This is a genomic window from Leptothrix ochracea (genome assembly GCF_041083635.1).
GTDB classification, from domain to species: domain Bacteria; phylum Pseudomonadota; class Gammaproteobacteria; order Burkholderiales; family Burkholderiaceae_C; genus Sphaerotilus; species Sphaerotilus ochraceus.
The window spans coordinates 1-8,250 of record NZ_JBFPHB010000001.1; the positions used below are offsets into that span (position 1 = coordinate 1).

General features: G+C 56.5%; 8 protein-coding genes and 1 tRNA gene. 6 read left to right on the forward strand and 3 right to left on the reverse strand.

What is annotated here, in order from left to right:
- Positions 1 to 50: 50 nt before the first annotated feature.
- Positions 51 to 127, forward strand: a tRNA-Asp gene (locus AB3X39_RS00005).
- A gap of 36 nt (positions 128 to 163) precedes the next feature.
- Here AB3X39_RS00005 and nth read toward each other — a convergent pair.
- Positions 164 to 808 carry an endonuclease III gene (nth, locus tag AB3X39_RS00010; RefSeq protein ID WP_369415293.1) on the reverse strand — a complete coding sequence of 215 codons (645 nt, stop codon included), beginning with the start codon at positions 806 to 808 and terminating at the stop codon, positions 164 to 166.
- 24 nt (positions 809 to 832) lie between these two features.
- On the opposite strand from nth, the gene AB3X39_RS00015 reads away from it, so the two are divergent.
- The 5 genes from AB3X39_RS00015 to AB3X39_RS00035 all read left to right on the forward strand — a co-directional run bounded on the left by AB3X39_RS00015 (position 833) and on the right by AB3X39_RS00035 (position 5,290).
- Positions 833 to 1,636: a 2OG-Fe(II) oxygenase gene (locus AB3X39_RS00015; protein WP_369415294.1), complete on the forward strand. Its 804-nt coding sequence runs from the start codon at positions 833 to 835 to the stop codon at positions 1,634 to 1,636.
- 66 nt (positions 1,637 to 1,702) lie between these two features.
- Entirely contained in the window at positions 1,703 to 2,233 is a 531-nt protein-coding gene (locus AB3X39_RS00020) for a hypothetical protein (RefSeq protein ID WP_369415295.1), read from the forward strand.
- 103 nt (positions 2,234 to 2,336) lie between these two features.
- Positions 2,337 to 2,984, forward strand: a complete 648-nt coding sequence (gene pal, locus AB3X39_RS00025; RefSeq protein WP_369415296.1) for a peptidoglycan-associated lipoprotein Pal — start codon at positions 2,337 to 2,339, stop codon at positions 2,982 to 2,984.
- Positions 2,985 to 3,224: 240 nt separating this feature from the next.
- A complete protein-coding gene (locus AB3X39_RS00030) occupies positions 3,225 to 3,536 on the forward strand; it encodes a DUF485 domain-containing protein (RefSeq protein WP_369415297.1) in 312 nt (103 codons plus the stop codon).
- Positions 3,533 to 5,290, forward strand: a complete 1,758-nt coding sequence (locus tag AB3X39_RS00035) for a cation acetate symporter (protein WP_473964874.1) — start codon at positions 3,533 to 3,535, stop codon at positions 5,288 to 5,290. Before AB3X39_RS00030 ends, AB3X39_RS00035 begins: the two co-directional genes overlap by 4 nt.
- A gap of 93 nt (positions 5,291 to 5,383) precedes the next feature.
- On the opposite strand, the gene AB3X39_RS00040 is transcribed toward AB3X39_RS00035, so the two are convergent.
- Both AB3X39_RS00040 and AB3X39_RS00045 read right to left on the reverse strand, forming a co-directional pair.
- Complete coding sequence (locus AB3X39_RS00040; RefSeq protein WP_369415298.1) at positions 5,384 to 6,019, reverse strand: 3'-5' exonuclease; 636 nt, start codon at positions 6,017 to 6,019, stop codon at positions 5,384 to 5,386.
- An 11-nt stretch (positions 6,020 to 6,030) separates the two neighbouring features.
- Positions 6,031 to 7,860, reverse strand: coding sequence for a DUF294 nucleotidyltransferase-like domain-containing protein (locus tag AB3X39_RS00045; RefSeq protein WP_369415299.1), 1,830 nt, complete (start codon positions 7,858 to 7,860; stop codon positions 6,031 to 6,033).
- Between the last annotated feature and the right edge of the window lie 390 nt (positions 7,861 to 8,250).

The window sequence follows — 8,250 nt, forward strand, 5'->3', positions numbered from 1 at the left end:
CCCTTTCACGGTCGGTACAGGGGTTCGAATCCCCTAGGGGTCGCCACTGCGGAGTGGTAGTTCAGTTGGTTAGAATACCGGCCTGTCACGCCGGGGGTCGCGGGTTCGAGTCCCGTCCACTCCGCCATAAATTGCGAAGCAAAGCCACCCTAGGTGGCTTTTTTTACGCCCTTTGCTTGCTGTCTTGCGCGTTGAACTCACATCGCTCGGCGATGCAGCAAGTGCTGCACATCGGTGCCTTGGCTTTGCAGACGTGCCGACCATGAAGCAGCAGCCAGTGATGAGCGTTCATCAAGAAATCTTCCGGAACGCACGCCATCAGCTTGGATTCGACTTCTTTGGGTGTTTTGCCGGGTGCTAGACCGGTTCGGTTCGCGACCCGGAACACGTGCGTATCGACGGCGAGAGTCGGTTCCTCAAAAACAATGTTCAAAATGACATTGGCTGTTTTTCGGCCCACGCCGGGAAGTTGTTCGAGCTGATGTCTGGTGGCTGGAACAGCACTTCGATGCTGTTCAACCAGTATCTTGGCCATGGCGATGATGTGACGTGCTTTGCTCTTGTAGAGTCCAATGGATTGGATATAGGGCTCTAACTCTATAGGCTGAAGCGAAGCTATCGATTCAGGGGTATTAAGTTTCTCGAACAGTATAGGTGTCACCTTGTTGACGCTTGCATCGGTCGCTTGTGCTGACAATATGACGGCAACAAGAAGCTCGAAGGGCGAGTTGTATTTAAGTTCTGTCACAGGGTTTGGATTTATCTTGGACAGCTTTTCAAATATTTCTTGTACAGTCAATGCGTTCATGATGATGTTTACGGAGGGTCTGCTGTGATCAGTGAAGAGTTGCGTCAATGGGTGATGGAGCAACAACGGCTGGGGATGGCAAGAGAAGGCATGTTGCGGTCGATGTTGAGCAGTGGCTGGCAACACATCATGGCCGACCAAGTGCTTGACCACTTGTTGGCCTCACCAACGCTGCTGTGTCCTGAGCCGCGATTGTTGGGGTCACCATCAAGCCTCACGATCGACGGGCACACCGTGGATATTTTGCTCAGCCTGCGGCAGCCTCGAATCGTTCTGTTGGGTGGTTTACTCACGGATGAAGAATGTGATGCGCTGGTGGTCCAAGCAGATAGCCGTTTGCAACGCTCTGAAACGGTGGACCAAACGCACGGAGGCAGCTTGGTCCACGAGGCCCGGACCAGTGACGGCATGTTCTTCCCGCGTGGCGTTTCTCCATTGGTCGAGCGTATCGAGGCTCGCATCGCCGCGCTTTTGAACTGGCCCATCGAAAACGGTGAGGGTTTGCAAGTTTTGCGCTACCGTCCGGGTGCTGAGTACAAGCCGCACTACGACTATTTTGATACTTCTTTGGCGAGTACCTCGGCCATATTACGCCGTGGTGGCCAGCGGGTTGCTACGCTGGTGATGTATCTCAATACACCCATCCGAGGGGGCGAGACAACTTTTCCAGATATTGGTTTGAACGTCTCGCCACACAAAGGAAATGCTGTCTTCTTCAGTTATCCCGTGGCGGCCAGTTCAAGCTTGACCCTGCACGGCGGTGGCGAGGTTCTTGAGGGTGAAAAGTGGGTCGCTACCAAATGGCTCAGGCAGTCTCGCTTTGATTGATGTGAACGTAATTGTTGGCTGTTGGCATTCACGGCACTGCAATTCATTGGCACAATCGGGCGATCGATGGCGTTGGTCGTCAGTTTTTACAAATCCTCCGAGTTAAAAATGAAAAGACAAATCGTTGCTGCTGCGTTGGCTGTGTTTTATTCCGCCGTGGGTTTGGCCCAGTCCGCACCTCTGCCCCCTTTGCAGCCCCAGCAAGGTCCGGCGGCGCCTTACCGTAACCCGCAGCCCCTGCCAACAAGCCCGGCACCGGCTGCCATGCCGCCTGCACCGTCTCACGCACCTGTGTTTTTGCCGCCACCAGAGCGAAAAGGTGATGGCTTTGCCACACCATCACGCACTCAAGACAGTTTGGCGACACCCGGGGGCCATACTTCGCGGCATACTGGCAAACACGCCAAGCGCCATGCCGCGAAACAGCATGACGAAGCTGTGACGAAGAAGTCAGGCAAGAAGAAATCCGGCCATGCTCACGCAGCGAAGAAGTCCAAAAAAGGTGCCTCTTCAGGTAAGTCGCACCACCATGCCGCGCCGAAAAAGCCACAGGCCTCTGGGTCTACGGAGCAGCGTAACGACGGTTCCTTGCCTTGATCGATGCAGTGAGTGTTCTCTGGCGAGGCTTCTTGACGACGACGTCTGCTGATCTTGAGCATGCCTTGCAGGATGAACCGCTTCGATAACTTTGGAGTATGCGATGAAATACACAACCCGAATTCTGACCCCGCTGATGGCTCTATGCCTTACCGCCTGTGGCACCATGCCTTGGGATGATGAGGTTTCGCCGGAAACTCCGCCTGTGCAAGAGCCTCTTTCCACGCCTGTCGCGAAGGTCGATGCGCCGGCGCCACCCGAAGTCCCTGAATTGCGTGTGCCTGTGGCTAGCAATGCTGCGCCCACTTTGCAAGTGCCTGAGGCCGATGCTCCGGTGGTACCTGTGAAACAACAGGTGGCGGCTCCGGTGTTGGCCAAGATTCCGGCGCACTTGGATCCACAGAGTCAGATCATCACTGAACACAGTGTCTTTTTTGACTTCGATCGATTTGCCGTCAAATCAGATTTTTCGGCTGTGGTCGAGCGTCATGGCCGCTATCTGGCCTCGAATCCGCCTGTGCGTGGCGTGCGTATCGAAGGTCACACGGATGAGCGTGGCAGCACCGAGTACAACTTGGCGTTGGGTCAAAAGCGTGCACAAACCATCGCTGCTGCATTGAAGTCCTATGGTGTGCAAGACGGTCAAGTGGATGTCTTCAGTTACGGTGAAGAAAAGCCAAAGGTCAAGGGCCATAACGAGGCCGCTTGGTCGCAAAATCGCCGCGTGGATATTCTCTATCCGACACGATGAGTCTCCATCTGCGGATGCCTTGGGTTTTCAAGGATTGACAAAAAAGTAATACAGGCCTTAAGGGCCTGTATTACTTTTTGGATGATGAAAAATCAAATCAATGAGCAGGGAATACCCTTGGTGTGAAATGCATCACGGGTCAGTTCAAGGTCAGAGTTTGTGCCTAGACTCGGCGGCGCTGGCTTTACCTCTTTGGTAAAGCCTATGATTTTTGTGAAGCACATTAACGAGGAGCGTGGCATGACAGACCCCGTAGTAGCCCGAATTAGGGATAACCCTAAGTATAAAGAATTGAAAGCCAAGCGCACATCCTTTGGATGGTGGCTGACTCTCGCAATGATGATTGTTTATTACGGTTTCATTGCGCTGATCGCTTTCAACAAAGGTTTCCTGGCACAACCGCTCAGTGCCAGTGGTGTGACCACGGTGGGCATTCCGATTGGTTTTGGCGTCATCGTCTTCACCATCGTGATCACCGGTCTGTATGTGCGCCGTGCCAACACTGAATTCGACGCGATCAACGAGCAGCTGCTCAAGGAGGCCAACCAATGAGCCGCATGACCAAAATTCTGGCCACTGCGGCAGCCCTTCTGGCGGCTGGTGGCGCCATGGCTGCTGGTGCTGATCTCGGCCAAGCTGAAAAGCAAGCCACCAACTGGACCGCGATCATCATGTTCGCGGCCTTTGTGGTTGGCACCTTGTTCATCACCAAGTGGGCGGCTGCCAAGACCAAGTCGGCGGCTGACTTCTACACCGGCGGTGGCGGCATCACTGGTTTCCAGAATGGCTTGGCCATCGCTGGTGACTACATGTCAGCGGCTTCGTTCCTGGGTATTTCTGCTGCGGTGATGGCCAACGGCTATGACGGCCTGATCTACTCCATCGGCTTTTTGGTGGGCTGGCCCGTCATCACCTTCTTGATGGCAGAAAAGCTGCGCAACCTCGGCAAGTTCACGTTTGCTGACGTCGCTGGCTATCGCTTCCAACAAGCTCCGATCCGCGCTTTCGCTGCGGCCGGTACGCTGGTGGTGGTTGCCTTCTACCTGATCGCTCAGATGGTGGGTGCTGGTCAGCTGATCAAGCTGCTGTTCGGCATGGAGTACTTCTATGCCGTGATCATCGTTGGCGCGCTGATGATGGTTTACGTGTTGTTCGGTGGCATGACCGCAACGACTTGGGTGCAGATCATCAAGGCTTGCTTGCTGCTGGCGGGTGCGTCGTTCATGGCCTTCATGGTCATGGCGCAGTTCGGTTTCAGCCCTGAAGCGCTGTTCTCGGCCGCTGTCAAGATCAAGACGGATGGTGCGATCAAGGGCTTGCTGGCTGAAGCGTTGAAGACCAATCCGGAAGCCACGGCGGCGACCGTGGCTGCGGCGGCTGCCTCCAAGGGTCTGTCGATCATGGGCCCGGGCAACTTCGTCAAGGATCCGATTTCGGCGATCTCCTTCGGTATGGCTTTGATGTTCGGTACCGCTGGTTTGCCGCACATCCTCATGCGCTTCTTCACGGTGCCTAGCGCCAAGGAAGCTCGTAAGTCGGTGTTCTGGGCGACCACTTGGATCGGCTACTTCTACGTGCTGACCTTCATCATCGGTTTCGGTGCCATCGTTTTGGTGTCCACCAATCCCGAGTTCTTGGATGCCAAGGGCGTTTTGCGTGGCGGCGGCAACATGGCGGCCATCCACTTGGCCAACGCTGTGGGCGGCAACGTCTTCCTCGGCTTCATCTCGGCCGTGGCGTTCGCAACCATCCTCGCGGTGGTGGCTGGTCTGACCTTGTCGGGCGCGTCGGCGGTGTCGCATGACATCTACGCCACCCTGATCAAGAAGGGCAACGCTGACAGCGCTTCGGAGCTGAAGGTTTCGCGCATCACGACCATCGTCTTGGGCGTCATCGCTGTGGTGCTGGGCTTGGCTTTCGAGAAGCAAAACATCGCCTTCATGGTGTCGTTGGCCTTCGCGATTGCTGCTTCGGCCAACTTCCCGGTGCTCTTCATGAGCGTGCTGTGGAAGGATTGCACCACCAAGGGCGCTGTGATCGGTGGCTTCTTGGGTCTGGTGTCGTCGGTTGCACTGACCGTTGTGTCGCCTTCGGTGTGGGAAGCTGTTTTGGGGAATCCCAAGGGTTCGGCTTGGTTCCCTTACACCTCGCCGGCGCTGTTCTCGATGACCATCGCTTTCGTGGGTATCTGGATCTTCTCGTTGCTTGACCGCAGCGCGAATGCCACCCAAGAACGTGCTGACTTCGAAGCTCAGCAGATCCGTTCGGAAACAGGTCTGGGTGCCTCTGGCGCTTCGGGTCACTGATCTCTGACGATCTTTCAGCGGCTCGCAAGGGCTGCTGAGACGAAAAACCCGGGGCTTGCCCCGGGTTTTTTTATGCGCGCTTGATCAAAAAAATCAGCGCCCCAAGAGTCGGCGCAACTTCAAAAATGCCATCCCCGCCATCACAGCGTCGTTGATGGCGTCGTGGGCTTCGCGTTCGGGCAGCTGCAAATCGTTCATCAGCGTCGCAAAGCGCAAGTCGATGTTGCCGCCTTGTTCATGCGCGGGCAGCTGACGGTTTTTGTAGTCGTAGTACATCGACGAGACTTCACAGCGCTGGTGCGGTAGCGGCACACCCAGCATCGGCCAGAGCACGCGGTTGATCATCGCCATGTCAAATTCAAGGTAGTAGCCCACCAGCGGGCGGCTGCCGATGAACGTCAACAACTGCATCATCGCGTCCTCGGCATCCATGCCTTGAGCCAAGTCCTGCTCGCGCAGGCGGTGGATGCGCACACTCTCTGCCGAGACGGTGCGTGAAGGTTTGACCAGCAACTCCAGCCGCTCGCTGGTCATGAGGCGGTTGCCTTTGATGACCACCGCGCCGATCGAGATGATCTCGTCCTTGCCCACGTCGAGGCCCGTGGTTTCGCAGTCCAGCGTGACCCATTCGTTCTCGGGCGGGGGGTCGTACATGAAGCGAAAACGCTCGTCGGCCAAGTGATAAAGCAGCCAACCGCGTCGAATCGCTTGCCACCAAGTGTTGAACATGATGGCGCTCCTCAGATCGACTCAAGGTGATAGCGGTGATGCAGCATCGCCTTGAAGCGCTTGACCACACCGAGCGTGTCCTTGAGCAGATCGCGATCCAAGCTGCTGAGCTTATCCACTTGGATGCCCCCTTCAAGGGGGCGTCCTGTTTCCTGTGCTTCCAGGCCGACCTTCAGTTTGAGCGCCATGAAGAAATTCAGGCTGTCGATCAAATCGGTCGCCATGTCGGATGGCAGTTTGCCGATCTTCACCAGTGCTTCGATACGGTGCGCGGTGCTGGTTTGGCTGAGTTGGTATTCGAGGGCCAAGCTGCGGATGCCGTGCACCACCGGGAACGTGCCCGATTTCTTCAAGTCGAGCAGCTCTTTGCCGGCCGAGTCGCCCAGCAGCAGCAAGCGATTCCACCAGCCGCTGGTGTTGGAGAAGGCTTCAACCGCTGAAGCAAAGCGGCTCAGCAGTGCGGCGTTGTTGGTTGCGAGGCGATAGAGCTCGCCGCGCACTTTGGTCAGCAGAGCGGTGTCGCCACAGACAGCGTGCGAGTCCATGAAAATCGCCAGCGTCATGACATTGTCCGGGTCGGGGTTTTGCAGCCAGCGGCGCACGGTTTGCGAAAACTCGGACACCGACTGTCGCCAGATCGGGTTGCGAATCATGATGTTGCCGGGGCACGCTGGGAAACCAAAATCGATCAGCGCCTCGCTGAAACGATCGGCCAAGGCTGCCAAGTCGTGCGGGCACACATAGTCATCGCGCAGGATCAGGCCATTGTCTTGGTCGGTTTTTAAGAGCTGTTCGCCGCGTCCTTCGCTGCCCATGACGAACAAGCAGCTGTTGGCGATCAAATCCGGCGGTGCGATCAGTTGCCACGTGCGTTCCAGCAATTTGGCGTTCAGCTCTTGCACCAGTCGAGCGATCTGCGCCACCTTGGTGCCGCCCCGAAACAGCAGCGAGATCAGGCGCGTGATCTGTTCAGCCGCGAGCTTAAGGGTCTCGATCTTGTCGGCTTCCATGATCTGCAACGAGATCAAGTACGAGTGGTTTGACAAAAAGCTCAGCAGATCAAGCTGATGCAGGATGCCGATGATGCGTTCGTCGTCGGCCACCACCAGCCGGTGGATTTGGTGGCGAATCATCAAGGCTAAGGCGTCAAACAGATGGTCGGCCGGGTGGACGGTGATCAGCTCGAAGTTGGTCAGCTCGCGCACCGCCAATTGGTGCAGCGGTGTGCCGTTCAAGATAGCTGCTTGCAAGCCCGTGTTGGTGAACACGCCCACGCGTGGTGGGCTGACACGGTGGTCTTGCACCAGCACGCAGTTGGTGCGGTGATCATGAAAGGCGCGCGCCACCGAGACGATGTCGGTATCGGCATCGACCATGTGCGCCGGCCGGATGAACGCCTGCTCGACCTGCGCCATGGTCAGCGACTGCAATTCGTGCTGGCTTTGGCGCTCGGAAAGCGCGGTGAGTTTGCGGGTCAGATCCGAGAAGAGCAGGGCGCCGAAAGTGGCGTTGCTTGAGATCAGATCGCTCACTGCTTGCTTCGAGAGCTGGTACGCCACCACTTCTTCGGCGGCCACAAAACGCCCACTCACCTTGCCCGCCACCAAGCCCCGACCATCAAAACTGTCGTCAGGCCCGAAGGTGGTGATGAGTTCATCGCCCTCAAACTGCTGCACGTAGCCCTTGATGATCACAAACAGGTGCGTTGGCTGCACCCCCGGCTCAAGAATCGCCTCGGCCTCGCGAAAGTAGCCAATATCCAAGCTATTGCGCACCAACTTGCGTTCTTCGTTGGTCAAGCAATCGAAAGGAGAGATCGAAAAATTAAAAGCACTCGGCATGACACCCCATCCTCAAACCCCGCCGCATCCGCAGTGACGCGCCATTCGGGCCAAAGAGTGTGCCAGCCGCAACGGACACGGCGATGACAGCGTGATCCCTGCTGCCTGTACCCCAAAATTTAGGAGACCTATCACGCCAAAATCGCATCATGCGCGGCGGCAAAAATTAGACTTTCCCTTGCATCAACAATCACTTACGATGCCACCCTAGGGAGCATCACCAGCGCGATAGACCGCATCCTGCGGGTCGGCGGGTGATGTCGAAATGTAGTTCAGCTGACATTAGCGCTACACAAACAGCCGGACATCTTAAGTTGCGGAGGATGGGTTTATGAAATGCCGAAAACCTGCTAGCTTGCGTAGCGCTGCTAGCGCGACTGCATAAGCTTG

Excerpts from the sequence above, each read along its gene's own strand:
- nth (WP_369415293.1), bottom strand. The coding sequence starts at position 808 with ATGAACGCATTGACTGTACAAGAAATATTTGAAAAGCTGTCCAAGATA.
- AB3X39_RS00020 (WP_369415295.1), top strand. The coding sequence starts at position 1,703 with ATGGCGTTGGTCGTCAGTTTTTACAAATCCTCCGAGTTAAAAATGAAA.
- pal (WP_369415296.1), top strand. The coding sequence starts at position 2,337 with ATGAAATACACAACCCGAATTCTGACCCCGCTGATGGCTCTATGCCTT.
- AB3X39_RS00030 (WP_369415297.1), top strand. The coding sequence starts at position 3,225 with ATGACAGACCCCGTAGTAGCCCGAATTAGGGATAACCCTAAGTATAAA.
- AB3X39_RS00035 (WP_473964874.1), top strand. The coding sequence starts at position 3,533 with ATGAGCCGCATGACCAAAATTCTGGCCACTGCGGCAGCCCTTCTGGCG.
- AB3X39_RS00040 (WP_369415298.1), bottom strand. The coding sequence starts at position 6,019 with ATGTTCAACACTTGGTGGCAAGCGATTCGACGCGGTTGGCTGCTTTAT.
- AB3X39_RS00045 (WP_369415299.1), bottom strand. The coding sequence starts at position 7,860 with ATGCCGAGTGCTTTTAATTTTTCGATCTCTCCTTTCGATTGCTTGACC.